Origin of the sequence: Magnetospirillum molischianum DSM 120 (genome assembly GCF_000294655.1) — a bacterium.
In the GTDB taxonomy this organism is placed as follows: Bacteria; Pseudomonadota; Alphaproteobacteria; order Rhodospirillales; family Magnetospirillaceae; genus Phaeospirillum; species Phaeospirillum molischianum.
In genome coordinates this window covers 116,359-142,860 of record NZ_CAHP01000023.1, presented here as the reverse complement: position 1 = coordinate 142,860, position 26,502 = coordinate 116,359, and the positions used below count along the sequence as shown (strand labels likewise).

At 62.3% G+C, this 26,502-nt stretch carries 23 protein-coding genes; 16 read left to right on the top strand and 7 right to left on the bottom strand.

The features are described from left to right. Positions 1-3: 3 nt before the first annotated feature. The 6 genes from PHAMO_RS11485 to PHAMO_RS11460 are packed head-to-tail and all read left to right on the top strand — an operon-like array spanning position 4 to position 9,396. Positions 4-852 carry an ABC transporter substrate-binding protein gene (locus tag PHAMO_RS11485; RefSeq protein ID WP_040566888.1) on the top strand — a complete coding sequence of 283 codons (849 nt, stop codon included), beginning with the start codon at positions 4-6 and terminating at the stop codon, positions 850-852. Continuing rightward, positions 849-1,874, top strand: a complete 1,026-nt coding sequence (locus PHAMO_RS11480; RefSeq protein WP_002729539.1) for a FecCD family ABC transporter permease — start codon at positions 849-851, stop codon at positions 1,872-1,874. The genes PHAMO_RS11485 and PHAMO_RS11480 overlap by 4 nt, the downstream gene beginning before the upstream one ends. Beyond that, positions 1,871-2,686 (top strand): ABC transporter ATP-binding protein, encoded by an 816-nt coding sequence (locus tag PHAMO_RS11475; protein ID WP_002729538.1) that lies wholly within the window; start codon positions 1,871-1,873, stop codon positions 2,684-2,686. The genes PHAMO_RS11480 and PHAMO_RS11475 overlap by 4 nt, the downstream gene beginning before the upstream one ends. Beyond that, entirely contained in the window at positions 2,673-6,455 is a 3,783-nt protein-coding gene (gene cobN / locus PHAMO_RS11470) for a cobaltochelatase subunit CobN (protein ID WP_002729537.1), read from the top strand. The genes PHAMO_RS11475 and cobN overlap by 14 nt, the downstream gene beginning before the upstream one ends. Then, positions 6,452-8,341 carry a VWA domain-containing protein gene (locus tag PHAMO_RS11465; RefSeq protein ID WP_002729536.1) on the top strand — a complete coding sequence of 630 codons (1,890 nt, stop codon included), beginning with the start codon at positions 6,452-6,454 and terminating at the stop codon, positions 8,339-8,341. Before cobN ends, PHAMO_RS11465 begins: the two co-directional genes overlap by 4 nt. Beyond that, the gene (locus PHAMO_RS11460) at positions 8,338-9,396 is read left to right on the top strand and encodes an ATP-binding protein (protein ID WP_002729535.1); all 1,059 of its coding nucleotides are present in this window, start codon (positions 8,338-8,340) and stop codon (positions 9,394-9,396) included. The genes PHAMO_RS11465 and PHAMO_RS11460 overlap by 4 nt, the downstream gene beginning before the upstream one ends. Here the strand turns inward: PHAMO_RS11460 and ybaL are convergent. From ybaL to PHAMO_RS11435, 5 genes are all read right to left on the bottom strand, one after another. Further along, positions 9,350-11,083, bottom strand: a complete 1,734-nt coding sequence (gene ybaL, locus PHAMO_RS11455; protein WP_002729534.1) for a YbaL family putative K(+) efflux transporter — start codon at positions 11,081-11,083, stop codon at positions 9,350-9,352. The two genes, PHAMO_RS11460 and ybaL, sit on opposite strands and share 47 nt — an antisense overlap. 69 nt (positions 11,084-11,152) lie before the next feature. Next, entirely contained in the window at positions 11,153-13,672 is a 2,520-nt protein-coding gene (gene secD / locus PHAMO_RS11450) for a protein translocase subunit SecD (protein WP_002729533.1), read from the bottom strand. Positions 13,673-13,795: 123 nt separating this feature from the next. Next, positions 13,796-14,239: a hypothetical protein gene (locus PHAMO_RS11445; RefSeq protein WP_002729532.1), complete on the bottom strand. Its 444-nt coding sequence runs from the start codon at positions 14,237-14,239 to the stop codon at positions 13,796-13,798. Between the two features lie 145 nt (positions 14,240-14,384). After that, on the bottom strand, positions 14,385-16,103 hold the full coding sequence (locus PHAMO_RS11440; protein WP_081504509.1) for a methyl-accepting chemotaxis protein: 1,719 nt from the start codon (positions 16,101-16,103) through the stop codon (positions 14,385-14,387). 397 nt (positions 16,104-16,500) lie between these two features. Continuing rightward, positions 16,501-17,136: a S24 family peptidase gene (locus tag PHAMO_RS11435; RefSeq protein ID WP_002729530.1), complete on the bottom strand. Its 636-nt coding sequence runs from the start codon at positions 17,134-17,136 to the stop codon at positions 16,501-16,503. 120 nt (positions 17,137-17,256) lie between these two features. Here PHAMO_RS11435 and PHAMO_RS11430 point away from each other — a divergent pair, with 120 nt between their 5' ends. From PHAMO_RS11430 to PHAMO_RS11405, 6 genes are read left to right on the top strand one after another with little or no spacing between them, the layout of a single operon-like run. Further along, a complete protein-coding gene (locus PHAMO_RS11430; RefSeq protein WP_002729528.1) occupies positions 17,257-17,622 on the top strand; it encodes a hypothetical protein in 366 nt (121 codons plus the stop codon). 26 nt (positions 17,623-17,648) lie between these two features. After that, positions 17,649-18,128 carry a hypothetical protein gene (locus PHAMO_RS11425; RefSeq protein WP_002729527.1) on the top strand — a complete coding sequence of 160 codons (480 nt, stop codon included), beginning with the start codon at positions 17,649-17,651 and terminating at the stop codon, positions 18,126-18,128. A gap of 36 nt (positions 18,129-18,164) precedes the next feature. After that, positions 18,165-18,371 (top strand): hypothetical protein, encoded by a 207-nt coding sequence (locus PHAMO_RS11420; RefSeq protein ID WP_002729526.1) that lies wholly within the window; start codon positions 18,165-18,167, stop codon positions 18,369-18,371. 2 nt (positions 18,372-18,373) lie between these two features. Continuing rightward, positions 18,374-19,918 (top strand): portal protein, encoded by a 1,545-nt coding sequence (locus tag PHAMO_RS11415; RefSeq protein WP_040566884.1) that lies wholly within the window; start codon positions 18,374-18,376, stop codon positions 19,916-19,918. Then, positions 19,905-20,171 carry a Bbp19 family protein gene (locus tag PHAMO_RS11410; protein ID WP_002729522.1) on the top strand — a complete coding sequence of 89 codons (267 nt, stop codon included), beginning with the start codon at positions 19,905-19,907 and terminating at the stop codon, positions 20,169-20,171. The genes PHAMO_RS11415 and PHAMO_RS11410 overlap by 14 nt, the downstream gene beginning before the upstream one ends. 29 nt (positions 20,172-20,200) lie before the next feature. Beyond that, a complete protein-coding gene (locus tag PHAMO_RS11405) occupies positions 20,201-20,914 on the top strand; it encodes a capsid assembly protein (protein ID WP_002729521.1) in 714 nt (237 codons plus the stop codon). Between the two features lie 48 nt (positions 20,915-20,962). Here PHAMO_RS11405 and PHAMO_RS11400 read toward each other — a convergent pair whose 3' ends face one another. Further along, on the bottom strand, positions 20,963-21,721 hold the full coding sequence (locus tag PHAMO_RS11400) for an oxygen-binding di-iron domain-containing protein (protein ID WP_002729520.1): 759 nt from the start codon (positions 21,719-21,721) through the stop codon (positions 20,963-20,965). A 17-nt stretch (positions 21,722-21,738) separates the two neighbouring features. After that, a complete protein-coding gene (locus PHAMO_RS11395; protein WP_002729519.1) occupies positions 21,739-22,473 on the bottom strand; it encodes a methyl-accepting chemotaxis domain-containing protein in 735 nt (244 codons plus the stop codon). A 375-nt stretch (positions 22,474-22,848) separates the two neighbouring features. Here PHAMO_RS11395 and PHAMO_RS11390 point away from each other — a divergent pair, with 375 nt between their 5' ends. From PHAMO_RS11390 to PHAMO_RS11375, 4 genes are all read left to right on the top strand, one after another. Next, entirely contained in the window at positions 22,849-23,667 is an 819-nt protein-coding gene (locus PHAMO_RS11390) for a phage capsid protein (RefSeq protein ID WP_002729518.1), read from the top strand. An 11-nt stretch (positions 23,668-23,678) separates the two neighbouring features. Then, complete coding sequence (locus tag PHAMO_RS11385) at positions 23,679-23,948, top strand: hypothetical protein (RefSeq protein WP_002729517.1); 270 nt, start codon at positions 23,679-23,681, stop codon at positions 23,946-23,948. Between the two features lie 74 nt (positions 23,949-24,022). Further along, on the top strand, positions 24,023-24,592 hold the full coding sequence (locus PHAMO_RS11380; protein WP_002729516.1) for a hypothetical protein: 570 nt from the start codon (positions 24,023-24,025) through the stop codon (positions 24,590-24,592). Beyond that, complete coding sequence (locus PHAMO_RS11375) at positions 24,589-26,490, top strand: hypothetical protein (protein ID WP_002729515.1); 1,902 nt, start codon at positions 24,589-24,591, stop codon at positions 26,488-26,490. The genes PHAMO_RS11380 and PHAMO_RS11375 overlap by 4 nt, the downstream gene beginning before the upstream one ends. Positions 26,491-26,502: the final 12 nt, after the last annotated feature.

Below are 26,502 nucleotides of genomic sequence, written 5' to 3'. Positions count from 1 at the left end.
CGTATGTTCCGCCTTGCCATCCTGTCCGTGCTGATTCTGACCTGGGGCGTTCCGGCCTGGGCCGGGGCAAAGGTGCGGGTGATGTCGATCGACAATTGCGCCAACCAACTGATTCTGGTTTTGGCCGATCGCGACCAGATCGTTTCGTTGGCCAAGGGAGGCGACGTTTCCACCTTACCCGCGATCAAGGCTCTGGCCGAAGGTTTGCCCCGCAACGATCGTACCGCCGAAGAGATTATTCGGGCTCGTCCCGACCTGCTGTTCTATGGCACCTGGACCGGATCGACCGCGATGACCGTCAAGCGGCTGGGGATTCGCGCAATCCGGCTGGAACCGCCCCGTGATGTCGCGCAGGCGCAGCGTCAGATCATCGAGGTTGCAACGCTTCTTGGACAAGAAGAGCGTGGTCGCGCCCTGGCTGCCCGTGTCGCGCGCGGGCAAGACGAGGCCGTCGCCCGCCAATCCGGGACGCGGTTGCAAGGTCTGGTCTATCGCAGCGGCGGCTATGCCTATGGGGCCGATACCTTGGTCGATTCGATCATGGACAGCGCCGGAATCGACAATGTTGCGGCCCGGCTGGGGCAAAAGCTGGCCGGGACCATCGACATGGAAACCGTGCTGATGGCCGCGCCCCAGGTCCTGCTCGACGATCAACTTCGTGATCGTGCCGACCCGCGCATCGCTACTGATTTTCTTGCTCACCCGGCGCTGCGGCGCGGTCTGCCCGATGTTGCCCGCATTCAGTTCCCGATGGCGTTCTGGCTGTGCGGCGGTGCCGCGACACCGATTGCGATCGACGCGTTGTCGGCCTTGGCCGATGCCCATCGCGCCACCTTGGAAGGAAAACAATGAGGTCGTTTTTGCCCCCCGGCCCGTCGGGGCTTGCCGCCTTTACCGCCCGTGACGGTCGCCTGCTCCTCTTGCTCGGGCTGCTGGTCGTCCTCCTTTCCCTGTTGTCGATGGTGATCGGTCCGGCCGACGTGCCGTTATCGGCTCTGTTTTCCTCCGGTGATGCGCCCGCCACGATCATCATGCAGGAATTGCGTCTGCCGCGTGTTCTGTTGGCGATCTGCGTTGGCGGTACGCTGGGCCTGTCGGGGGCGGCGCTGCAAGGTCTGCTGCGCAATCCGCTGGCCGAGCCTGGACTGGTCGGAGCGTCCTCCGCCGCGGCCCTGGGGGCGGTTCTCGTCCTATATTTCGGGCTTTATACCGCTTTCCCGCTGGCTCTGCCGGTTGCGGCGATTCTGGGGGCGCTGCTTGCCGTTGCTCTGGTCTATCTGCTGGCGGGGAAAGATCCTGGTATTCTAACCCTGATTCTGGCCGGAACGGCGGTCAGTTCGTTGGCAGGGTCGGTGATCTCGCTGGCGATCAACCTGTCGCCCAACCCACATTCAGCCTCGGAAATCGTCTTTTGGCTGATGGGATCGCTGAAGGACCGCAGTCTCGATCACTTTACCTTGTCATTGCCGTTCATGGCGGTGGGAACGGTGTTGTTGTTGTCCTCGGGTCGGGCACTTGACGCCCTGGCGCTGGGCGAGGATACCGCCCGCACCCTGGGCTTTTCGCTGGGGCGGGTACGATTTTTTCTGGTCGCGGGAACGGGTCTCGCTGTCGGAGCCGGGGTGGCGGTGACTGGCGCAATCGGCTTCATCGGTCTCGTGGTGCCGCATCTGCTGCGCCCGTTCGTCGGTCATCAGCCGCGCCGGTTGCTGCCCGCCAGTCTGCTGGGGGGGATGGCGTTACTGCTGGCCGCCGATATTGGGGTGCGGCTGATTCCAACCCAGCTTGAACTGAAGCTGGGGGTGCTGACCGCGCTGGTTGGCGCTCCCTTCTTTCTCGCGCTGGTGCTGAAGACTCGCAAGGTGATGTCATGATCCTCGAAGCCGCCGGTTTGTCGTTCGTTCGTGGCGTGGCCAAGGTTCTGCACGATGTCGATTTTCGTCTCGATCCGGGCGAGGTCGTTGGGTTGATCGGTCCGAACGGCGCGGGAAAAACCACTCTGCTGCGCTGTCTGATCGGTCTGGCCCCGCCGTCGCAAGGCGACATCCGCCTGAATGGACGGCCGTTGGCGGATTGGCCGTCGCGTGCCCGCGCTGGGGCGATGGCCTATCTGGCGCAGTCTCCCGATTGCCACTGGCCGATGAGCGTCGAGCGGGTGGTGGCGTTGGGGCGTCTGCCCCATCTCGACCCCTGGCAGGCGATTGCTCCCGGCGATATCGGGGCGATTGAGCGAGCGATCGACGCAACCGATATCGGCCATTTGCGTCACCGTCCGGTGACCGCCCTGTCGGGAGGAGAGCGGGCACGGGTGTTGCTGGCCCGCTCGCTCGCGGTCGAGGCACCGTTTCTGTTCGCCGACGAGCCGGTGGCCGGACTCGATCCCGGCCACCAAATGCAGGTGATGGAGTTGTTGCGCGGTTCGGCGAACAGCGAACGGGCGACGGTGGTGGTGCTGCACGATCTGACCCTGGCGGCACGGTATTGCACCCGGCTGGTGCTGCTGGCCGAGGGGCGGGTGGTGGCCGATGGCCCGCCGGGTGTGGTGCTGACCGCCTCTAATTTGGCTCGCATTTATGGCATTGCCGCCCGAATCGAGACCCACGACGGAGCTTTGATGGTGGTGCCGGAAGGGTTGGTCGCGGCTCGTCGCCCTTTGGCTTCGGAGACGATTCATGTCCCGGCCTGAAACCATGATCGTCGTCATCGATTCGACCGGCTCCTCCCTTGGTAATCTGGGGCTGGCGGCACGCGCCGTTGGTCCGAGGTTGGGAGTCACGGTGGCGGCGCGGTCGCGTGACGATCTGTTCGACCGTGCCGCGATTGGCCGTGCCGCCGCGTTGGTGGCGTCCGCCCGTGCCCTGATTGTCCTGCCGCATGGCGGCACCGAATCGATCCCTGGCTTTGAAGATCTGATCTCAGCGGCGGCCGGGCGATTGATCCATGTCCAGCCTGCGCCCGCCTCGCCCGAAGGGATGGCGATCGCAAAAGATCATTCCAGCGATTTCGGCTCGCCCGCCTATCGACGCCGCACGGCCTATCTGGCCCAGGGCGGGCCGGAGAATCTGGCCAACCTGCTGCGCTTCGTGATGGGAGACGAAGACGCGCCGTCGCCGTCGCCGGTGCCGATCGACGGGGTTTATCACCCTGCTTATTCCGGCCCCTCCGACCCGGATACCTATCTTGCCTGGGCGCGCGGGCGCTTTGCCGACGGAGAGACCCGCCCGGTGATCGGGCTGTGGTTCTATCGCCCGCATTGGTTGTCGGGCGATCTGGCGACTTATGACGCCTTGATCGCCGAAATCGAAGGGCAGGGGGGGATTGCGCTGGCTCTGTTCCACGTCCGGGCTGGAGGAGCGACCCAGGGCGGTCTGTCGGTGCCCGATTTGGTGGCGCGCTGGTTTGCCGGGCGGATCGAGGCATTGTTATCGCCGCTCAGTTTTTCTCTGGCGCAATTGGGCGCGGACACCGCACGGGTGCTGGCGGATCTCGATGTTCCCGTTCTGCAACTGATCCTGACCGCCAATCCACGCGCCGAATGGGAGGAAAGCCTTCAGGCAGTAACTCCGCTTGATGTCTCGGCCAATGTCGCCCAGCCGGAATTCGACGGCTGCCTGATCGGAAGCGTCGTCGCCACCCGCGAGCACGCCGAGGCGGATATGACGACCGGAACCCGGCTGATCCGCCGCCACCCCGTGGCGGAACGCTGCTCTCACGCCGTTTCGCTGGCGCTGAACTGGGCCAGACTGCGCCGCACTCCGCCCGCCGAGCGCAAGGTGGCGATTCTGTTCCACCATTACCCGCCTCGGAACGATTGCCTGGGGTCGGCGGTGGGGTTGGACAGTTTCGAGAGCGTCCGAGCGATTCTCGACCGTCTCACCGCCGAAGGTTACCGGATTGACCGTCCTTATCCCGATGGCGAGGCGTTAGCCCGAGATCTGCTGTCGCGGCTGACCAATGACCGGCGCTATCTGCCGCCCGCCCAGATGTCGGTGCAGGCGGCGGCACGGATCGATAGCGAAACCGCGATCCGCTGGCATGGCGAGCGAAGCGACAAACTGCGGGCCGAGATCGCCGCCAAATGGGGCGAGCCGCCGGGCCGCACTTTCGTTCATGACGGCGAGATCCTGGTCGGCGGGTTGATCAACGGCAACGTCTTCATCGGCATGCAGCCGCCGCGCGCCCGGATGGAGGATGGTGACGAGGCGGTGGCGCAGTCGGATGGCAAGGCGGTGCACGATCCCTTCCTGCCCGCAACTCATCATTACCTGGCCTATTACCGCTGGCTACGCGACGATTTCGGTGCTCAGGCGGTCTTCCACATCGGTACTCACGGGACGCTGGAGTGGATGCCGGGGAAGAGTGTCGGCTTGTCGGATTCCTGTCATCCCGATGCGGCGATTCGCGCTCTGCCGAACCTGTATCCCTACAATGTTGGTATCATCGGCGAAGGAACCCAGGCCAAGCGGCGGTCTTATGCCTGCATGCTGGATCACATGATTCCGGCTCAGACTCATGCCGATTTGTCCGAGCCGTTGGCGCAGGTCGAGACCCAGATCGAAACCGCCTATTTCACTGCTCAGGAAGACCCGGCCAAGCTTCCCTTGGTGTTCGACCGGCTGTGGGAGGCGATCGAAGCCGCTCATCTCGACCGCGACCTGGGGCTGATGCGGGCCGATTTCGACGATGACGCGACCGGAGCGCTGGGGCGGTTGCACGGCTATTTAAGCGAAATCGAAGTGACCGCGATCAATGACGGGCTGCACGTCTTCGGTCGTCCACCCGAGGGCGCCCGGCTGCGATCAACCCTCGTGCACCTGACCCGGCTGCCCAATGGCGCGGGCGGGTCGTTGTGGGAGGCGATTGCCGCCGCCCGTGGCCTCGATCTGCTCGATCTCGCCGACGATCCGGGCGGGGCATTGTCGGGCGGTGGCACCAAGGGGCAGGCGGTCGCTCAAATTATTGCGGATGCCGAGGCGGCTCTTGACACAATCGAGGTGGCGGGATGGAGCGATGAGGCGCTCGATGCTGCCGTTGCCGAGCGCTTTAACGAGTCGATTCGGGTGGCTCGGGCGTTGCGCTTTATTCGCGACGATGTTCGCCCCCGTGTTCTCGCCACCACCGATGAACTCGACTTTGCCGCACGCGGTCTGTCCGGGCGGTTCGTTCCCCCCGGTCCGGGCGGTGCGCCGACGCGGGGTGCGATCGATGTTCTGCCCACGGGCCGCAACTTCTATTCCCTCGACCCGCTGAAGATTCCCTCGCCCGAGGCATGGGTCTCCGGGCAGTCGATGGGCGATGCCCTGGTCGAACGCTATCGCGCCGATCATGGAAACTGGCCGGAACAGATCGGTATGGTGCTGTGGTCGAGTCCAACGATGCGGACTCGCGGTGATGACGTCGCCCAGATCCTCTATCTGATTGGGGCGCGGCCGGTGTGGGAGGCGGGCAGCAATCGGGTTTCTGGGGTTGAGCCTATTTCGTTGGAGGAGCGCCGTTTCCCCCGGCTTGACGTCACGGTGCGGGCCAGCGGTCTGTTCCGCGACACCTTCCCCAATGTGATGGACCTGATCGACACGGCAACGCGGATGATCGCCGCTTTGGCCGAGCCTTCGACTCTAAATTTTCTGGCCCGTAATGTCGCGATTGAAGCCGCCGAACTGCGTGTTGCCGGGCTGGGCGAGGACGAGATTGCGCGGCGCGCCGCCTTTCGCGTTTTCAGCGACCGGCCGGGATGCTATGGCACCGGAGTCAATGCGCTGCTGCTTGATGGCGGTTGGGACAGCGTTGCCGATCTGGGCGAGATCTACCTTCATTGGGGCGGACACGCTTATGGTGCCGGAGCCTATGGCGAGGACCGCCGCGAGTCTTTCCGCCGCCGCATGGCCAGCCTCGACCTGACGGTACAAAATTCCGACACCCGCGAGCACGATATTTTCGGCTGCGACGATTACAACGCCTATCATGGCGGTATGAATGCGGCGGTGCGGGCGGCGGGGGGTGGTTCCGTCGCCAGCTATACCGGCGATTCCAACGATCCACGCCGCCCTCGCGTGCGCTCGACCGCCGAAGAGGGACGCTTCATCTTCCGCACGCGGGTGCTGAACCCGAAATGGATCGAAGGGATGATGCGCCACGGCTACAAGGGCGCCGGCGACCTCGCCAAGATGGTCGAATATTGTTTCCAATGGGATTCTACCAGCAAGATTCTCGAAGACTGGCAATATGCCGAGATGGCGCGGACCTACGCCTTCGATCCGAAGATGCGCGATTTTTTCGCCCGCCATAATCCCCATGCCCTTCACACCATCGCCGAACGCCTGCTCGAAGCGATTGGGCGCGACCTGTGGGCCGAGCCGGGAGCTGACCGCGATCGTTTGGAAGCTTTGTTTCTCGACGCCGAAGGGCTGGTTGAGGATACGATGCCGTCGCACGGAGAGGCGGGGAGAGGGTTGTGACGATCCGAAGCGGGACCGTCTACCCCTTCGCCGCTTTGTGCGGCCAGGAACGGATGAAGCTGGCGCTGTTGTTGACGGCAATCGATCCCATGATCGGTGGAGTGCTGATTCGGGGCGAGAAAGGGACGGCGAAATCGACCGCCGCGCGCGGATTGGCCGCCTTGCTGCCTCCACTCGCCGAGGGGAAGGCGGCACCGTTTGTCGATCTGCCGCTGGGAGCCACCGAGGATCGGGTGATCGGTTCAATCGATCTCGAAGCGGCCCTGGCCGAGGGGCGGGCCAGTTTCCAGCCGGGGCTGCTGGCGCGGGCCGATCAGGGGATACTCTATATCGACGAGCTTAATCTGCTCGACGATCATCTGGTCGAAGCGATCCTTGATGCTGCCGCAAGCGGGGTCAACCGGGTCGAACGCGAAGGGCGAAGTCTAACCCATCTGGCCCGCTTCACCCTGATCGGCACGATGAACCCAGAGGAAGGCGATTTGCGTCCGCAATTGCTCGACCGCTTCGGGTTGGCCGTTGCGGTGAGTGGGGAGGGCGATCCCGTCACCCGTGTCGCTCTGATGCGGGCGTGCGAGTCGTTCGAGCGTGACAGAGACGCCTTTGCGGGCGTTTGGGCCGAGGCTCAGGCAGCTCTGGCCGGGCGGATCGTCCACGCTCGGAATGCTCTGCCTCATATTGCCCTGTCGCGACCTATGCAGGGATTTATCGCCGAGATTTGCCGCCGCAACCATGTCGCGGGGCATCGCGCCGATCTGGCGATTGCACGAGCCGCTCGTGCTCATGCCGCCTGGGATGGGCGTGACACCGTGACCGCCGAGGATGTGACCGAGGTCGCGCCGTTTGCGTTGCTGCACCGGATGCGTGGTGCTACGCCCGATATGTCGCCACCACCGCCACCGCCGCCGCCCAACCAATCGCCGGAATCAGACCAACCTGATGAGGACGGAGGGGAGGTAGGCTCTACTTTGTCGCCGCCGCCTCTTGCCGAACCCACAGGGGATTCGGCAAGAGGCGGTGCGGAGGATAAGGACGAGGTTCAGGCGATTGGTGCCGCCTTCACGCCGCGCCCGCTGGGACCGACTCCGCGCGATTCCGTGCTGCGTACCGGATCGGGGCGGCGTGCCCGTTCGCTGTCGGCCAGCCGCCAGGGACGCATGGTTTCCAGCACACCACGGCGCGAGCGCGACGACATCGCCTTCGATGCGACGTTACGCGCCGCCGCGCCGTATCAACTGAGTCGTCGCGCCGAGGGGCCGGGGCTGGCCATCCGCATTCGTCCCGAGGATATCCGCGAGAAACGGCGCGAGCGTCGGGTTGGCTCCTTCCTGCTGTTCGTTGTCGATGGCTCTGGTTCTATGGGGGCGCATCGGCGGATGGTCGAAACCAAGGCGGCGATTCTCAGCCTGCTGCTCGACGCCTACCAAAAGCGCGATCAGGTGGCGATGGTGGTGTTTCGCGGTACCGGGGCGGAAACGGTGCTGCCGCCCACTGGGTCGGTCGAACGCGCCGCCCGCTTGCTGGCCGATCTGCCGGTGGGAGGACGGACCCCGCTCTCGGCCGGTCTGGTCGAAGCCGCTCGTCTGCTCGATCGGGTTGAACGCCGCGACCCCGCCACCCGACCGCTGGTTCTGATCCTGACTGATGGCCGCGCTAATGCCGGTCTGGGCGGAGGCCCGCCACATGAAGAGGCGCTGCGTCTGGCCGCTGCGCTGGGTCATCGTTTTGCCGCCGCACGCTTCATCGTCATCGACACCGAACCGCCCGGCCTGATCCGGCTTGATCTGGCGGGGCGGTTGGCCGCCGCGTTGGCCGCCCCCTGCCTGCGCACCGAAGATCTTCGAGCCGAGGATCTGGTTCATTTCGCCAAGGAGTTTCAATCGTGAGCCTTATCGACCCCGTCCGTCCGCTCTATCCCTTCGCGGCCATCGTCGGCCAGGAGCGACTGAAGACGGCGTTGATCCTCAACGTGATCGATCCCAGCCTGTCCGGCGTGCTGATCCGGGGCGAGAAAGGCACCGCCAAATCGACGGCGGTTCGTGCGCTGGCCGCGCTGCTGCCCGATATTGCGGTGGTCGAGGGCTGTCCGTTCCAGAGCGATCCCGACGATCTCAAGGCGATGAGTTCCGAGGTGCGGGCGCGTGCTGCCGCCGGGGAGCGTCTCCCCATTGTTACCCGACGGGTGCGGGTGGTGGAATTGCCGATCAGCGCCACCGAAGACCGGGTGGTGGGAACCCTTGACCTTGAACACGCCCTGACCGAGGGCAAAAAACGGATTGAGCCGGGTCTGCTCGCCGCCGCTCATCGCGGCATTCTGTATGTTGACGAGGTTAATCTGCTCGACGATCACGTCGTCGATGTGCTGCTGGATTCGGCGGCGATGGGAATCAACGTCATTGAGCGCGAGGGGATCAGCGTCAGCCATCCGGCCCGCTTTACCCTGATTGGCACGATGAACCCTGAAGAAGGCGAGTTACGCCCCCAATTGCTCGACCGCTTTGGCTTGTGCGTGCAGGTCGAGGGGTTGACCGTGCCGGAACAGCGGGTCGAGGTGATCAGACGCCGCGCCGCTTTTGAAGCCGATCCCGATGCGTTTAGACTCAGCTGGGCCGAACCGACCGAAGCCTTGCGCGCACGTATCGTCTCAGCAACCGCCCTGCGGTCCCAGGTTGTGGCGGAGGACGAGATTTTGCTCGATATCGCCAATCGCTGTCTCGCCACCGGAGTCGATGGACACCGCGCCGACATCGTGATGCTGAAAACCGCCAAAGTCCTGGCCGCCTGGGCCGGTCGTGACAAGGTTGTCGCCACCGACCTGGACGAGGCGCAGACCATGGTTTTACCGCACCGCCTGCGCCGCCGCCCGTTCGAGGATGTGTTCCGTCCCGATGCGTCTACCGCGACGTTCCGGGCTGGCTTGGATCATGGGAAGATGATTTGAACCCGTCCAGAGCATAATCCGTCATCGCCAGAGCCAACTGATGTTCTCCCATTACGGCCATGCCGACACCCTGGCGCTGGAGGTAGTCGCGTTCGTGCTCGCTGTGGGTCCGGGCGACGATATCGATCAACGGAGCCGATGTTTGGGCGATATCGACGACCTGCCGCACCTGGAATCCATCGGGGATCGCGACGACCAGCAATCGCGCCTGGTTGATATCGGCTTTGTCCAGAACGCCCGGTACACTGGCGTCTCCGTACAGAACCGACCGTCCTTCCTTGCGCACGGCGACAACTTTTTGGCGGTTCTGCTCGATCACGATATAGGGAATCTTGGCGGCGTCGAAAGCCTCTGCCACGGTGCGCCCGACCCGGCCGAACCCGACGATGACGGCATGATCGTGCAGACCGCTCTCTTCCTGTGCCGCGGGCAGATCGGACAGCCGGTCATGCCCCGACCGCTCGATCAGAGACAGCAGGCGCGGATGGGCGCGTAGCCAGCGTTCGAGCGGACCCATCGCCCAGAATACTGCTGGGTTCAGCGCAATCGACATCAAGGCTCCGGCCAGGATGTAGGTTTGTCCCTCGGGCGGTAACAGCCCCAACGACAGCCCCAATGCGGCGAGGATAAACGAGAACTCGCCGATCTGGGCTAGGCTGGCCGAGACGATCAGCGCGGTCGAGATCGGATAGCGGAACAGCAACACGATGGCGAAGGCAGCCAACGACTTGCCGACAATGATGACGGCGAGAACCGCCAGGACCGCCAGCGGCTCCCGGATCAGGATGCTCGGATCGAACAGCATTCCCACCGAGACGAAAAACAGGACGGCAAAGGCTTCCTTCAGCGGCATCGAATCGGCGGTGGCCTGATGGCTGAGGTCGGATTCGCTCATCACCACACCGGCGAAGAACGCCCCCAGGGCGAACGACACCCCGAACAGCGCCGACGACAGATAAGCGATGCCGAGCGCCAGAGCGAGGACGGCCAGGGTGAACATCTCCCGCGATCCCTGCCGGGCGACCTGCTCCAAAATCCATGGCACCACCCGCCGCCCACCGATCAGAACAATGGCGATGAACAGCGCGACTTTGGCCAATGTCAGCCCTAGCGCGGGCAGGATATCGGCCAGTCCCGCCGCTCCGGCAGCGTGGGGGCTGTTCATCGCTGTCGCCAGGGCGGGCAACAGGACCAGGGCAATCACTGTCGCCAGATCCTCGACGATCAGCCATCCCACGGCGATTCTGCCGTTCAGAGTCTGTACCGCGTTGCGCTCTTCCAGAGCGCGGAGCAGCACCACGGTGCTGGCAACCGACAGAGCCAGACCGAAGACCAGACCGGCCGGCAGACTCCATCCCCAAATGGTCGCAAGGACCGCGCCGATGGTGGTTGCCACCGCGATCTGAGCGACGGCACCGGGAAGGGCGATCCAGCGAACCGCCCACAATTCCCTGACCGAGAAATGTAGCCCGACTCCGAACATCAGCAAAATGACGCCGATTTCAGCCAACTGTTGGGCCAGCCCGGAATCGGCGACAAAGCCGGGTGTGAACGGTCCGACCGCGATCCCTGCCAGCAGATAGCCAACGAGGGGGGGGAGACGAAGTTTCGAGGCGATCCAGCCGCCGCCGAAGGCAAACAAGAGACTCATGGCGATCGTGGCGATCAGGGATGCCTCGTGATGCATTGTGTTCCTTATTCTGTTTGAATTTTAAAAAATTTATATTGTGATTGATCGTCTTTTTATCAAGTCATGCTATGAGGTTTCTTCGGAACTGGATTGCTTCACATCGATATTCTCCGATTCCGGTGAGCGGCGGAGCCGATGTTCGCCGAGGAACAGCAGGATCGGCGCGGCGATGAAGATCGAGGACGAGGTTGCCAGAACGACGCCGAACAACAGCACCAGGGCAAATTCCCGAATCGCCTCGCCACCGAACAAAGCCAGCGGCACGGTGGCAAGGAACAGGGCGACCGAGGTTCCGACCGTCCGGCTCATCGTCTCGTTGATGCTGAGGTCGATCAGTTCGCGCAGGGGCATCCGGCGATAGCGGCGCAGATTCTCGCGTACCCGGTCATAGACCACGACCTTGTCGTTGATCGAATAGCCCATGATCGTCAGTATCGCGGCGATCGCGGTCAGGTTGAACTGCATCCCGGTCAGGGCAAAAAAGCCGACCGTTTTGGTGACGTCGAGGATCATGGTGACGACGGCCCCCACCCCGAACTGCCATTCGAAGCGGATCGTGATGTAGATCAGCATCGCCATCGCAGCCAGAGCCAGGGCCAGCATCCCGCTTTGGAACAGTTCGGCGCTGACCGAAGCCCCCACCGATTCGACGCGTCGGATTGAGGCGTCGGGGAAATCCGCCGCCAATTTCTGTTCGATCAGGCTGACCGCCCGTTGCTGGGCCGGATCCCCGCCGGGTTGGCGTTCGAACCGGATTAAAAGGTCGGTCGGCGCGCCAAATTGTTGCAGCGACACCTGTCCCAGCCCCAATTGCCCCATCGAGTTGCGTAGCGCTGGGAAGTCGGCTGGTCCTTCGGTGCGGATTTCAACGACGGTTCCACCGGCGAAATCGACGCCGTAATTCAGGCCGGGAGAGAAGACCAGTCCGACCGAGGCCAGACTGAGGATCAGCGAAACAATCAGCCCGACGTTGCGGCCCTTCATGAACGGGATGCGGGTTTCGTCGGGGACCAGCCGCAGCAGCCGCGACAGCAGTAGAACCTTTGGCCGCTTGGCACGAAACCACGCGACCATCAGCCAACGGGCGACAATTGTCGCGGTAAACATCGAGGTGATGATGCCAAGGCTGATCGTGACAGCGAATCCCTTCACCGTCCCGGTTCCGACCGCATAGAGCAGCAGCATCTTGATCAACGTTGTCAGATTGCTATCGACGATGGTGGAGAAGGCGCGACGGAATCCAGCCTCCATCGCCGCCGACGGAGATGCTCCCTTGCGCGCCTCTTCCCGTATCCGTTCGTTGATCAGGATGTTGGCGTCAACCGACATGCCCAGCGTCAGCAAAATTCCGGCGATGCCGGGCAGGGTCAGGGTTGCCCCCAGGGCTGACAGCGCCGCCAGAGTCAGCGCCAGATTGAACAGCAGGGCGATATTGGCGAACAGACCGAACAGGCCATAGCTGACCGCCATGAAGCCCACCACCAGGACGAAACCGACGACACAGGCGATCAGACCAGCGCGAATCGCATCGGCTCCCAGATCGGGACCGACCGTTCTCTCCTCGACCACGGTGAGCGGAGCGGGCAGGGCGCCCGCACGCAGCAGAACAGCAAGATCGTGGGCCGATTGGGCCGAGAAATTGCCGCTGATCTGGCCCTGTCCGCCGGTGATCGGCTCGCGGATTACCGGGGCGCTGATGACCTTGCCGTCCAGGACGATGGCGAAGGGACGGCCGACATTGCGCGAGGTGATGTCCGCGAAGCGCTTGGCTCCGACACTATCGAAGGCGAAGGTAACAACCCATTCTCCCGCTCGCGAATCCATCGTCGCGGCGGCATCGCGCAGACGGGCCCCATCGACTTCGATCTTGGTGCGGACCGGCATCTTTTGCGCGGCCAGGGCCGGATCTGCCGAGGGCAGCAGCCGCGAGCCGGGCGTGCCCGGTTCTTCGGCCAGCAGATGAAAGCTCATCTTCGCGGTCTGTCCCAACAGCCGCTTGATCCGTCCCGGATCGTCGATACCGGGAAGTTGGACCAGGATACGGTTCTGTCCCTGGCGGGCGACGACCGGCTCGTTCACCCCGGTCTCGTCGATTCTGCGCCGGACGATCTCGACCGATTGCTCAACCGCGCGCGACTGGGCGGCCCGGATCGCGCCCTCGGATAGGGTGAGGCGAACCTGATGCTCCGGGGTGATTTCCAGGTCGAAATCGCGAACTCCCGGCGTGGCGCCGTCCAGGAGCGGACGCAATGCGCCCCGCATCGCCGATTCTCGGCCCCGGTCGATCAAGAAGAAGGAAACATCGGTCTGACCAGCGCCAAGATTGCGATACCCGATCCCCGCCTCGCGAAGGGCGGAGCGGACACCATCGACGGTGCCGTCAAGCCGCTCTTTGGTGACGGAAGCGCTGTCAACTTCCAGTAACAGATAGGCGCCGCCCTGAAGATCGAGGCCGAGATGAGTCCGTGGCAGCGGCAGCCAGCTGGGCATGGCCTCTGGCTTGACGAAATTCGGAATGCTCATGAGGACGCCCAGGGCGCAGATCGCCCAGATCAGCGTCGTTTTCACTTTGGAAAAATACAGCATGGTTCAATCCCAGGCGCTCGCCGTTGGGCGGGCGCAGTCTCGCAGGGGGAGCTTGACGGCGCAGGGGAACCCGGACTCAAAGCCCAAGTTCGGTTAATCAAGCGTCGTAAAGAGAGGAAACGCCTAAAAGGCGCGAGACTCGGGTGCAGGCGGCCCGGTGGGAGACCGCCCCGTCAGGTGACCGTTGGCGGCGGGATGAAAGACATCGCGATCGAGGCTGTGGACGACCGGGCGGTCAGTAAAACCGCGATTCCCATCGACGGGCAAGAGCGCCAGTGCGAGCGGGGATGTATCCTGCGGCGGCCCATCGGTGGCTGAAATCTGTCGGGGCAGTTTGGTGGAAACGACTGGTCGGACCCAGGCGGAAGACGTGTCGGTTTCATCGACCGTCATGTCCAGGGCGCGGTCGCTGGTGGCTAAGGTGACCAGAGCCGCGCGCGCCGTGGGCGCCAGCGAGACCGAGAGTCCCACCACCATCGCCAGAACCAACATCAACGTAGCCAGCGCTGCCGTCATCGGACGGTCGGGGCTGGGACGCTGCGATTGGATCGGAAGCCAGGGCTGCACGGGAGTCTCCGGTGTCAAGGGTCTATTTGACCATAACCGGGGCTGTGTTGAGAAGTATTTTCAACGCAAAAATCGGTCAATTTAAGATGTCGTGATGATCAAAACAGAAGGGAGGCGAAACCACCTCCCTTCCGATCGCTGCGGATCAACTGGCCTTGACCACTTGACGCACCGTGTTGCGCATGTCGTCGAGAAATTTGAGCAGTTCCGCCCGGAGCGTGCCGCTGGACGCGGCCAGGGTCCGGGTGCTGTTCAGAACCTCCGACGAAGCGGTCCCCGTATCGGTGGCGGCAAGGCTGACCCCGGTGATCGCCGAAGCGACTTCGTTGGTTCCCTGCGCTGCCTGCTGAACATTGCGGGCGATTTCGGCGGTCGCGGCCGATTGCTGCTCGACTGCCGAGGCGATACCTGCGGCAATCGAATTGATTTCGTCGATACGGGTGACGATCCCGCCGATTGCCGTGACCGCCTGCTGCGTCGAGGCTTGGACCGCACTGATCTGGTTGCCGATTTCATCGGTGGCCTTGGCGGTCTGGTTGGCGAGGTTTTTTACTTCATTGGCAACAACGGCGAAGCCCTTGCCCGATTCGCCGGCCCGTGCCGCTTCGATCGTTGCATTCAGGGCCAGCAGGTTTGTCTGCGACGCGATGTCGTTGATGAGGTTGATGACCTCGCCGATGCGGCCCGATGCCTCAGCCAGCCCGCGAACGGTGGCGTTGGTCTCCTTGGCCTCCTCTGCCGCGGTCGAGGACAGGCGGCTGGATTGTTCGACCTGTCGGCCGATTTCGCGGATCGAAGTCGATAATTCCTCGGCGGCGCTGGCGACGCTTTCGACGTTGCTGGTCGCCTGCTGGGTCGCCGAGGCGACGGTGGTGACGCGCTCCTGCGATTGTTCGGCGGTTTCGGCAAGGGTGCGGGCGGTGTGTTCAAGTTCGGTTTGCGCGGCCTCGACTTCCGACAGGACAGTATTGGCGCGATTCTGGAACGCGGACATCAACTCGCCCACTGCCTTGCTGCGATAATCGCTGGTGGCAATGCGGTCGCGTTCGCTTTGCGCGATCTCCATGCGCTCGATCGTGTTCTGGCGGAAGACCAGCAACGCCTTGGCAATATGGCCGATCTCGTCTCTCCGATCGGAATCGGTGACGTCGATATCAGTGTCGCCCTTGGTCAACTGATCGACTGTGACGCTAAGGCGTGACAAGGGAGAGGTTACCAGCCGCGAGACGATCAGGTAGAGAACGAGCAGCGCAATAGCGGTCAATCCCGTCGCCAGCAAAATCAGCTCAAGTGTGATCGTGCTCATCAACGCATGCATGCCGTCCTCGGAATGCTCCATCGCCTTGATGTTGAAATTGACCCGTTGCTCGACGGCGTCGGCAAAGGCCAGCCGGGCCGCGCGGGCGTCGGTCATGAACATTCGCGCGGCCCCGTCACGGTCTCCCGCCTGGATCATTTTCATCGCGGCGCGCGTGGCCGCATCGTATGTCTCGAATTTGGTTTTCAGATCCGCGGCGGCGGCGCGTCGTTCCGGGGTGGTTGCCAGCGTCGTCCCCGTTTCCAGAGACTTTGCCACCAGGCCGATGCTGGCTTCGTACCGCGTCTGAACAATCTTCTGTTCCTCTTCGGTGTTCTGAATGAGAGAGGACAGTGCCGCGACCGTAGCGTTATTGACTTCGGCCTTCATGTCCATGGTGATGAGAGAGCGTTTGACGTCGATGTCAATGATGTCTGAGGCGCTCTGACTTAGAGACTTCAATCCTATGTAGCTAATCGTGATTGTAACGATAATCGTCGCAATCACGAGAATTACCGGGAGAAGGATTTTTATAAAGACGCTCGCGTTCAGGAACCATCGTTTCATCATTCATTTCTCACGTCATGGGCGTCAAAGAAATCGGCAAACAGAGCATGCCCTAATTAGTTGTAGACATGGATGGGGGCTGTTTGCCAAGACAGGGCGCAAGCAAACGACGCTCTTCAGGTGGGAGAGCCAAGTGCCAGATCCGGTCTGGTGGCAGAAACCCGTAAGGGGTTCATTGTATTTCAGGAAATTCTCGCAGAGAGACTGTGGCGGTTCGTTTGAAAACGCAAGATGCCACATAAGCATAGCGGGCATGCGCCATGCGCAACCGTAGGTGTTTACGCTTACGGTCGGTAATTCAGAAAATTTACAATTGCACTGTAATTTTAATAATAGATAAAAATCAATAAAAATCTATTTAAAGGCGGTGCTGATGCGCCGCTTGTGTGAGTTCTGATTACTGGCTGGCCCAGAGAATCCGCGCCAGCCATGCGACCTCTTCGGCCGCCAGGATGCGGCCTGGGTGAGCGGGGTTGATTGATGTCAGTTCGACCCGGCGAGCTGTCAGTCGCGCCAGCTGTTTGACCATCACTTCGCCTTCGTTGGTCCTGACCACCACCCGATCGCCTCGGCGGACGCTGGCCGAAGGCGAGACAATGACCACATCGCCGTCACGGAATAGCGGCTCCATCGAATCGCCGCTGATTTCAAGGGCATAGGCATGGGGGTCGCCAATTTCCGGGAACGGAATTTCATCCCATCCGCCGCCGAGCGGATAGCCAGCATCATCGAAAAATCCCCGATCCCCCGCCTGGGCGAAGCCGATCAGCGGAATTGTCGGGGCCGGGCGGGTGGTTTGTCCGTCATTTTCGATGTAGCCGAGAAAACGGCTGAGATTTGCCCCTGTTGCATCAAGGACTTTGGCAACGCTTTCGGTCGAGGGCCAGCGCGCTTTCCCCTCACGGGTGATCCGCTTGCTCTTATTAAAGGTAGTGGGGTCCAGTCCCGCTTTGCGCGCAAGAGCGGATGCGGTCAACCCGTTGTCGCGGGCCAGAGCATCAATTGCCGCCCAGATGTCGCTGTGTTTAAGCATGGGAAGATTGTCTCTCAGTTCCGATGATTTCGCACCAGGAATAAATACCCGAAAGGCCTTGACGTGTGCTTGCTTTGGTGCCACACGGTATATGTTTTGTTCCAAAGGCGGGGGAGTCATATGGCACGAGAGAGGTATGCCGGTTGCGTTCTGAGCGATCAACCAACTGAGTCGTTCGCAACCGCTGAGGATGCGTGGCTCTGGTTTATCCGTTGCCGTCTGGCGCGGGAAGAGGGAGCGCGATTTGGGGCGGGGCGCGGCGATGTGGCCCGTCCCTGCGAGCCGGACGATATCGCGCGTGAGGTCGGGCGGCTGTATCGCGGTCGCATTCTGCGGCCGGCGCACCTGAAGGTTCTGGATATTTTCGGTCGTCGGTTGACCCCGCCCGATCCCTGGTCTGGCGACAGCCCTGTCGATGCTCGTTTGTGGGACGAGGCGCTGGATCGCCTGTCCACACCGTTAAAACGGAAGGGGATTGTATCGTGACGACCGAAAAAAATGATGGAAATCCAATGTGTTGGACTAAGGCCCTGGTGGTGTTCTCCGGTCAGGCGGAACTGCACTGGTTGCGGCTGTTGCGGCCGGGCTTTCGTCATTGCTTCGTCGTTTTGGGGGCGGCGGAAGGTTGGATCAGCATGAACCCGATGGCGCACCGGACCGATCTGACCGTTTTGCCGGTCCCGGCGGATTTTGATCTTGTGGGATGGTACCGCGCACGCGGTTTGACTGTGCTGGAGACGGTGTTGCGCCAACCGCCTCGGCGTCAGGCCCCCTGGCGACCCTATAGCTGTGTCGAGGCGGTCAAGCGGATATTGGGAATTCATGACGGGTTTGTGCTTACGCCGTGGCAATTGTTCCGTTTTATCGAAGATGAAGGAAAAAAATCATTGACAGGCTGTCCGAATCTGACTGATGATCTTCCCATCAACACCACATTTGCGTCTGAAGCCGACCGGAGCCCCGCTCCGGCGGTCTTTTTGCGCGCAGATTAGAACAAAACAAGATCATAGTTCAGAAAGGAGTGCGCCATGGGTGGATTCTTCGCCCCTTCGTCCCCGTCAATCCCGGCTCCGGTGGTCGTCGCCTCGCCAGCCACCACCACCGACGATGAAGCCAAAACGCGGCAGGAAACGATCGATCGCAATCGGCGCGGTCTCTACGGAACCATCGCGACCTCGGATACTGGGCTGTTGTCGTCCCGGAGACAGGGCGGCAAATCCCTGTTGGGAGAGTGAGCATGGCTGTTCGTTCTCCCAAATCCGAGGACGAGGCCGCACGGGGCGAGCAACTGCTCGGCCCCGATGCGGATGATCCCTCGGTTCTTCTTGGCCGTTTTCGTAAGGCCAAGCAACGCCGCGCCGTGTGGGAAACGCATTGGCAGGAATGCTACGATTATGCTCTGCCGCTGCGTGACGCCATTTTGACCGCATCGGTTCCGGGCGAGAAGAAAGCCGACCGTCTGTTCGACGGCACCGCGCCGGATGCCGTCGATCAACTGGCCGCCTCGCTGCTATCCGAACTGACGCCTCCCTGGGCGCAATGGTTCGGCCTGACCGCTAGCGACCGACTCGACCCGGCCGAGCGTGAGCGGGTCGCTCCGGTGTTGGATCGAATCGGCTCCGTACTGCAATCGCATTTCGACCGCTCGAACTTCGCGATCGAAATGCACCAGTGCTACCTTGATGTTGTCACTGGCGGCACCGCCTCTCTGCTGTTCGAGGAAGCGGCCCCCGGCGAGCCCTCCGCCTTTCGCTTCACGGCGGTACCGCTCGGTCAGGTCGTGTTGGAGGAAGGGCCGGACGGACGGCTTGACGTCACCTTCCGCCGCTGCGAATTGACCGTCGCCGCGCTCAGAACCCGCTTTCCCGCCGCCCGGTTGCCCGATGCGATCCTGCGCGCCGCCGCTGACGATCCCGATCTGCGTGTCGGGATCGTCGAGGCGGTGGTGCCATTGCGCGGCTCGTATGCTTATGCCGCCGTGTTGGAAGCGGAGTCGGACGACACCGTGCTGGCACGAGGGCGGTTCGAGATGACTCCGTTCATCAATTTCCGCTGGCTGAAGGCTCCAGGCGAGGTCTACGGCCGATCGCCGGTGATGAAGGCGTTGCCCGACATCAAGACCGCGAACAAGGTGGTCGAACTGGTGCTGAAGAACGCCACCATCGCCGTCACCGGCATCTGGCAGGCCGATGATGATGGGGTGTTGAATCCTGCCAACATCAAACTGGTGCCGGGCACGATCATCCCCAAGGCGGTTGGTTCTCAAGGGCTTCAGCCGCTGGTTGCGCCGGGGCGGTTCGACACCTCGCAATTGGTACTCGAAGATTTGCGCGGGCGTATTCGCCATGCCTTGCTGGCCGACAAGTTAGGGCAGACCAACAGCCCCAAAATGACCGCGACCGAAGTGCTGGAGCGCTCCAGCGAGATGGCCCGGCTGCTCGGGGCTACCTATGGGCGGCTGCAAAGCGAGTTGCTGACCCCCCTGGTGATGCGTGCCATCCATATCCTTCGTCGTCGGGGCGAAATCCCCGATCTTGTCGTCGATGGACGCGAGGTCGATCTGCAATACCGCTCGCCGTTAGCCCAGAATCAGGCGCAGCGCGATGCCCGCAACATGCTGACCTGGCTGTCGTCCCTCTCCCAACTGGGGCCGGAGGCTCTGGCGGCGATCGATCCTGCCGCCACGGCCCGCTGGCTGGGGCGCAGTTTCAATGTGCCTGCCGACATCATCCGTCCCGCCGCCGCTTCCAATCCGACGGGGGAGGCCAATGGACAAAGCTGAATCCGGTTGGGAAGGGCTGGCGGTGTCGCCGTCTCTTCCTGGCGGAGCCGACGCCGCTCTGTTGGCCCGTCAGACGGCACGGCTGTTCGCCTCGCCCGAGGGGGAGGCGCTGCTTGCCCACTTACGCAAGATCACGCTGGACCGGTGCCTTGGACCCGAATCCAGCAAGTCCGCGCTGCGCCATCTCGAAGGCCAGCGCCACCTTGTCCTCCATCTGCTGTCCCTGGCCGCGCGTGGCCGGGCCGGACAGTGAGGACCAGTCTTTAACCGAAGGAAAATCCTATGTTCGAAGACGATTCCCGTGACAGCTTTGCCGATCTCAATCCGTCACCGTCCCGCCAGTCAGCCCCCCGGCCAACCGGAATTCCGGCCAAGTTCTGGGACCAGGCCAAAGGTGAATTGAGGACCGAGGCGTTGCTTCAGGCCTACCTTGAGCTTGAGCGCCGCGCTTCCGCCCGTGGTGGCGTCGATATCCCCGATAGTGCCGAAAANTACGCGATTTCGGCTCGCCATCCCGCCGTGACGTCTGATCCCGAGGTCAATAAGCGGCTGCACGAGGCCGGTTTCACTCAACAGCAGGCCCAGTTGGTCTATGATCTGGCGTTCGAGCGGCTGGTCCCGTTGCTGGTTGCCGCTGGGGCCGATGCCGGTGGTGGCAATGAGCGCGACAACGAGATCGAGCACCTGTGCGACCATTTCGGCGGCGAGGCGCGGTGGCGGCAGATCGCTCCGCAATTGGCCGCTTGGGGCCGTAAATCCCTGCCGTCCGAGGCGTTCGACGCCCTGGCCTCAAGTGTCGAGGGGGTGAAGACTCTGCACCGCCTGATGGGGTCGGGTGAGCCTAGCCTGGGGCGCGCGCCCGCGCCTCGCGACGAGGGCCAGTCCGAAGATCAGCTGAAGAAGATGATCCAAGATCCCCGCTACTGGAAGACCCGCGATCCGGCTTTCATCTCGAAGGTTACCGACGGTTTCCGTCGTCTCTACGGCGAGGGGTGAGCTTATCCCGTTCGCCGGGGAGAGCGATCCCCCCGGCGGGCGGGAGTTTTAGCGGTTTATCGCCGCGACACCCGAGCCGATTTCCAGAGCGGCGAACCAGTCGAGGAAGCGTTTCACGTCGTCGCCTCTGAAGATCAGCCCGTGCTGTGGGGCCAGGATGTCGATGTCGAGTTTCGACACCTGCGCGATCCAGGCGTCGCGTGCCAGAGTGGATGGCATCCAGCGGCGGTGGAAACCCTCCATATAACCGATGTGGCGGTTGAAATCGGTAACGAACATCCCTTCCGCCGGATGGTCGCGTGGGATCAGCGCCGCCCCGATGTCGCCCGAGAACAAGATGCGAGCGTGTGGGTCGTAGACGTTGAAATTTCCCGATGAATGCAGGTAATGCGCCGGCAGGAAGCGCAGGCGCAGCGATGGCGACAGCGCAATCTCCATCCCTTCGTCCGGGATGGTGGTGAAAGCGGCATCGCGGTCGAAATGCGAGGCAAAGCTTTCCCACAGCCAGGAAATATAGATGTCGATGTCACGTTGACAGACCCGACGCCACAGCGGCAACGACGAGCCGATGTCGGGATCCTGGTGCGAGATGAACAGTGCCTTGATGTGCTCGACCGGGATCTCACGGGTCACCGCCGCCAGCATCGCCGGAAACACTTCGATTCCACCCGGATCGAGCAGGATCGCCGCATCTCCGGAGCGGACGATGTATTGATTGGTGTCGATGATGCGGTTGGGCTTTTCCGGATCCTGGCCGAAAGCCTGCCAGCAATGATCGTCCTGGCGGAACAGGGTGACGCATTTCATCCGAGATCTTCTCCGCTCTAAACGTCGGCGGTCAGCCGAAATCCCTTTAATTCGTCCAGACTGTCCAGGCCGAGACGTCGTAGAGCCTCGCCCCGATCGGCGGCGCGGCGGACCGCATCCGAGGCTTCCTCGATCATCAGTCGGAGATCATCGACATAGCGGCGCATGGTGTCGGCGACGGTGCGGAATTCCTTTTCGTGAATGCCTGCCGCCGCGGCCTCGATCGCAATGTTGGTCGCAATCGAATCCGACTGGCTGACGACTTCCTCGACCGCGTGGGCGCGGTGCGACAGTTCGGAGACCGCCGCCGCCATTCCGTCCAGCGTATCAACCATTCGCTCCATCGCCGCGGCGAATGCGCGTTCGGCCACCCGTGCCCCCGGACCGGTTCCGCCGACCAGATCGACCGCTCGTTCGAACATCGTCATGTGTTGAAGGCCGAGCAGAATCGTCGAGGAAAAGGCGAAGGTCCGGCCGCGCAATGCGTCCATCTCGCTTTGAATCTGAGCCAGACGGTTGACTAACTCGCGGGTGTATTGGGTCAACGCTCGCACGGCCCGGCCCTTGTCTCCCGCCCGGCCAGCCGCCAGTTCGGCATTCAGCGACAGGATGCGTAGATTTTCGGCCAGTTCGTCTAATTCGCTGAACGCGTGAAAAGCACGACGGCAATCGCCGAGCAACCCGCCCGCGCGCGCTTCAATTTTGTTGGTGCGCGGAGTCGCGGTTCTGGCCGGAGCCAACGCCACGTTCATTGACCGTCTTCTCCCCGACTGGTCGCCAGAGTGCGACAGACAAAAGGATCATAGTGATTTTTATCGACGGAAACAGAGGGAATCTTGATCTGTGGCCGAGGTGGAAAATTCGCCGCGCCATTAAAGGAATATATTGACATTATAGGAATGTCGGTCTATAAACGCTTCATCAACACCCGAACTGCGTCTGGCGTCAGGCCGATCGGTTCCAGTTGTTTTACCCTTCGACAGATTTCGCTCCGGAGAACCGTCAGTTCAGGCGGCCCGGTGCTTTCGTGCGTCTTCAACGGCCGTCGGATGCTTTCATCGACATCGCGGTGACAACCGGATGGGGATGCGCCATGCCCATAAACCAATTACGACAAGGAACAAAACATGTCCACGAGTATCGTTAACGCCTATTCCGTCCAGTATGGACACGAGGTGCATGCCGCCTATCAGCGGATGGGGACCAAGCTGCGCAACACCGTTCGTGCGCGCAACAACGTCAAGGGGGCTGTCGCGGTGTTCCAGAAGGTCGGCAAGGGCACGGCCAGCACCAAGGCGCGCCATGGCAAGGTGCCGGTGATGAACATCGACCACACGGCCGTCGAATGCCAGTTGTACGATTATTATGCTGGCGACTGGATCGACAAGCTGGACGAACTGAAGGTCGAGCATGACGAACGTGCCGTGCTGACCAATGCCGGAGCCTATGCGCTGGGCCGCAAAAGCGACGAGTTGATCATCGCCGAATTGGACAAATCGACCAATTTCGCCGCTGACGGCACCACCGGACTGACCAAGGACAAGGTGCTGACCGCGTTCGAGATGTTGGGCACCGCCGACGTCCCCGACGATGGCGAGCGTACCGCGATTGTCGGATGGAAACAGTGGTCCGAACTGATGGCGCTGGAAGAATTCGCCAGCGCCGATTATGTCGGCGAGGACGACCTGCCCTGGAAGGGCACCCAGGCCAAGAAGTGGCTGGGGACGTTGTGGATGCCCCATTCGGGCCTGACCAAGGCCAATAACGTCCGTTATTGCTACTGGTACCACAAGACGGCGGTCGGTCATGCCTGCGGGGCCGAGGTCAAGACCGAGATCACCTATCACGGTGAGCGCGCCGCTTGGTTCGTCAACAACTTCATGTCGCAGGGTGCGGCGCTGGTCGATCAGGCCGGTGTGGTCGCGCTGCGCTGCCACGAAGCCTAAAGGAGGAACGGATGGCTTATCTATCGAAGGATCTGTCGGTCCTGGCCTACGCCAACGGCTTCACGCTGTGGCACTACACCACCGCCGATGCTGCCGCCACCGTCGATGCGACCGGCTATTTCAACGCCGCCGCTCAGATGCTGCGGATCGGCGATATCGTCGTCGCCAATGTCGAGACCGCCGGTGCGATGAAAGCCGGGCTGTTCCTGGTCTCGGCCAACGCGAACGGTGTGGTTGACGTCAATGATCTGACTCAGATCGGCGCCGCCGACAGCCGGTAGGGGAAGCGGCGCGGGGTGCTTTGCGCGCCCCGCGCCCAACCTGAACCATATGATTTTCAAGAGGGGGTTTCTCCATGGCTCTGTCCGCCATCGGGCTGTGCTCGCGCGCGCTGTTGCGCCTGGGTGCAACGACCATCGCCAGTTTCGAGGAATGCACCGCCGAGTCCGAGGTGGCGGCCAACCTGTATCCGCCAATCCGCGACGCCGTTCTGTCGTCGCACCCGTGGAGTTTCGCCACCGCTCAAATGACCTTGCCGCGGCTTGCCGCCGATCCGGTGGCCGATTGGGCGGCTGCGTTCCAGCTTCCTTCCGATTTCCTGCGGGTTTTATCGGCTGGCCCGGAGGGAGCGGGGCGGGGGCTGTCTTATCGTCTGGCCGAGAAGCGGCTGTTTTGCAATTCCGACGACGTAACCTTGACGTATGTTTTTCGTCCGGAGGAAGCGGCTTTTCCGCCGTTCTTCGATCAGATGCTGATTGCTCGTCTGACCGCCGAATTTTGTATCCCGATCACCGAGAGCACCAGCCGCGCCCAGTTTCTGTTCCGTCTGGCCGAGGATGAATTCCGCCGTGCCAAGTTGATCGACGCCCAGCAGCACACTCCCGTCGCCATTTCGGATTTCCCATTGGTCGAGGTGCGCTCATGAGCCTGCTGACTCTCAACAAGACCAGCTTTACCGCCGGAGAACTGGACGTCGATATGATGGGGCGCGGCGATCTGTCCGCTTTCGCCAATGGCGCGCGCTGGCTGCGCAATGTGGTCATCGCTCCGACCGGCGGAGTGTCGCGCCGCCCCGGCCTGCGCTTCGTCGATCGGGCGCGGGGGATGGGGCGGCTGATTCCGTTCGAATTCAACACCGAGCAGACCTATCTGTTCGTCGTCACCGCCAATCGCATCGATATCTATGCCGGGGACAGTTTGGTGGGAGGGCTAGACACGCCGTGGGGGGCGGCGGAAATCCCGCGCCTCAACTGGACCCAGAGCGCTGACACCCTGTTGATGGTTCATCCCGACATCCCGCCCAGAAAGATTACCCGCACCGGCGAGACCAGTTGGAGCATTGCCGAGTGGTCGTTTCATGAGAAGGACGGGCTGCTGTTCGTTCCTCATCATAAATTTGCCGCTGACGAGGTAACGCTGACCCCCAGCGCTACCAGTGGAAGCATCACCGTTACGGCGTCGGCTCCGGTATTTCAGGCGGGTCATGTCGGTCAGCGTCTGTGGATCGGCGGCAAGCAACTGTTGGTCACCGCCGTTCAGTCGACCACTCAGGTGACTGCCGAAGTCCGCAAGACTCTGGCTGGGACTGCGGCGACGCGCGACTGGGAGGAACAGTCATTCTCGTCCCTGCGGGGCTGGCCGGTGTCGGTGTGCTTCCATCAGGGGCGGCTGGTGATCGGAGGAAGCCGCGATCTGCCGAATCGGCTGTGGCTGTCGAAATCGATGGATCTGTACAATTTCGATCTTGGCACCGGGCTGGACGACGAATCGATTGAGTTCTCGATGCTGTCCGATCAGGTCAACGCCATCCGCGCCGTGTTTTCCGGCCGCCATCTCCAGGTGTTTACCTCGGGGGCGGAATACATGGTGACAGGCGCGCCGCTGACTCCCTCGAATATTCAGGTCACTCGTCAGACCCGGATCGGGTCGCCGGTCGATCGTACCGTGCCGCCTCGCGATGTCGATGGAGCCACTCATTTCGTCTCCCGCGATGGCCGAGACCTGCGTGAGTTTCTGTTTACCGATGTCGAGCAGGCCTATCAGGCCAACGATTTGGCGATGCTGGCCAAGCATGTGATGGTTCGCCCCGTCGATCAGGATTACGATTCCCGCAACCGTCTGTTCTACGTCACCATGGACGACGGCACGCTGGCGACTCTGACGATCTATCGCGCCGAAAAGGTCACGGCCTGGACGGTACAGCAGACTGACGGCAAATTCCGCTCGGTCGCGGTGGTTGATGGGGATGTCTTCGCCCTTATCGAGCGCGGGACGGCCTTTTTCATCGAAAGGTTCGATCCTGCACTGGCTCTCGATTGTGCTCTGTCCGGGACTCGCAATACCCCGACACTATACTGGAGCGGACTATCCCATCTGGAGGGGCGCACGGTGCAGGTGCTGGCCGACGGCGGCACCCTGGCCGATCGTGTTGTCGGCGACGGGCGGATCGTTTTGTCCGAACCGGCTGGCGCGATTCAGGCTGGGCTACCCTTTACCCATTTGATCGAACCGTTGCCGCCGGTTGCATCCTCGGGGCAGGCGTTGCCGCCGGGATGTGTCGTGCGTCTGGTTCAGGCCCATTTCCGGGTGTTGGAGACTCAGGCGCTCCATATCGATACCGGACGAGGGGCAACGGCGATTCCGTTCCGTCGCTTCGGCAAGGCCCGGTTCGGCGATACCCCGCCTGGTTTTTCCGGCGACGTGCGGGTGCGTTCGGTCGGCTGGTCGCGTGACGTGATGCAGCCGCTCTGGCGGATCAGTCAGAACGTGCCGATGCCCTGTACCGTTTTGTCGGTCTCCACCGAAATCAAAATCGCCGAATAAGGCGTTTCTCCC

Bases quoted from the DNA above. Each gene is read 5' to 3' on its own strand.
- PHAMO_RS11375 (WP_002729515.1), top strand. From the start codon at position 24,589: ATGAGCCTGCTGACTCTCAACAAGACCAGCTTTACCGCCGGAGAACTG.
- PHAMO_RS11480 (WP_002729539.1), top strand. From the start codon at position 849: ATGAGGTCGTTTTTGCCCCCCGGCCCGTCGGGGCTTGCCGCCTTTACC.
- PHAMO_RS11430 (WP_002729528.1), top strand. From the start codon at position 17,257: ATGGCACGAGAGAGGTATGCCGGTTGCGTTCTGAGCGATCAACCAACT.
- PHAMO_RS11420 (WP_002729526.1), top strand. From the start codon at position 18,165: ATGGGTGGATTCTTCGCCCCTTCGTCCCCGTCAATCCCGGCTCCGGTG.
- PHAMO_RS11400 (WP_002729520.1), bottom strand. From the start codon at position 21,721: ATGAAATGCGTCACCCTGTTCCGCCAGGACGATCATTGCTGGCAGGCT.
- PHAMO_RS11425 (WP_002729527.1), top strand. From the start codon at position 17,649: ATGTGTTGGACTAAGGCCCTGGTGGTGTTCTCCGGTCAGGCGGAACTG.
- PHAMO_RS11485 (WP_040566888.1), top strand. From the start codon at position 4: ATGTTCCGCCTTGCCATCCTGTCCGTGCTGATTCTGACCTGGGGCGTT.
- ybaL (WP_002729534.1), bottom strand. From the start codon at position 11,083: ATGCATCACGAGGCATCCCTGATCGCCACGATCGCCATGAGTCTCTTG.
- PHAMO_RS11390 (WP_002729518.1), top strand. From the start codon at position 22,849: ATGTCCACGAGTATCGTTAACGCCTATTCCGTCCAGTATGGACACGAG.
- PHAMO_RS11435 (WP_002729530.1), bottom strand. From the start codon at position 17,136: ATGCTTAAACACAGCGACATCTGGGCGGCAATTGATGCTCTGGCCCGC.
- PHAMO_RS11475 (WP_002729538.1), top strand. From the start codon at position 1,871: ATGATCCTCGAAGCCGCCGGTTTGTCGTTCGTTCGTGGCGTGGCCAAG.
- PHAMO_RS11440 (WP_081504509.1), bottom strand. From the start codon at position 16,103: ATGAAACGATGGTTCCTGAACGCGAGCGTCTTTATAAAAATCCTTCTC.
- secD (WP_002729533.1), bottom strand. From the start codon at position 13,672: ATGCTGTATTTTTCCAAAGTGAAAACGACGCTGATCTGGGCGATCTGC.
- PHAMO_RS11380 (WP_002729516.1), top strand. From the start codon at position 24,023: ATGGCTCTGTCCGCCATCGGGCTGTGCTCGCGCGCGCTGTTGCGCCTG.
- PHAMO_RS11385 (WP_002729517.1), top strand. From the start codon at position 23,679: ATGGCTTATCTATCGAAGGATCTGTCGGTCCTGGCCTACGCCAACGGC.
- PHAMO_RS11415 (WP_040566884.1), top strand. From the start codon at position 18,374: ATGGCTGTTCGTTCTCCCAAATCCGAGGACGAGGCCGCACGGGGCGAG.
- PHAMO_RS11410 (WP_002729522.1), top strand. From the start codon at position 19,905: ATGGACAAAGCTGAATCCGGTTGGGAAGGGCTGGCGGTGTCGCCGTCT.
- cobN (WP_002729537.1), top strand. From the start codon at position 2,673: ATGTCCCGGCCTGAAACCATGATCGTCGTCATCGATTCGACCGGCTCC.
- PHAMO_RS11395 (WP_002729519.1), bottom strand. From the start codon at position 22,473: ATGAACGTGGCGTTGGCTCCGGCCAGAACCGCGACTCCGCGCACCAAC.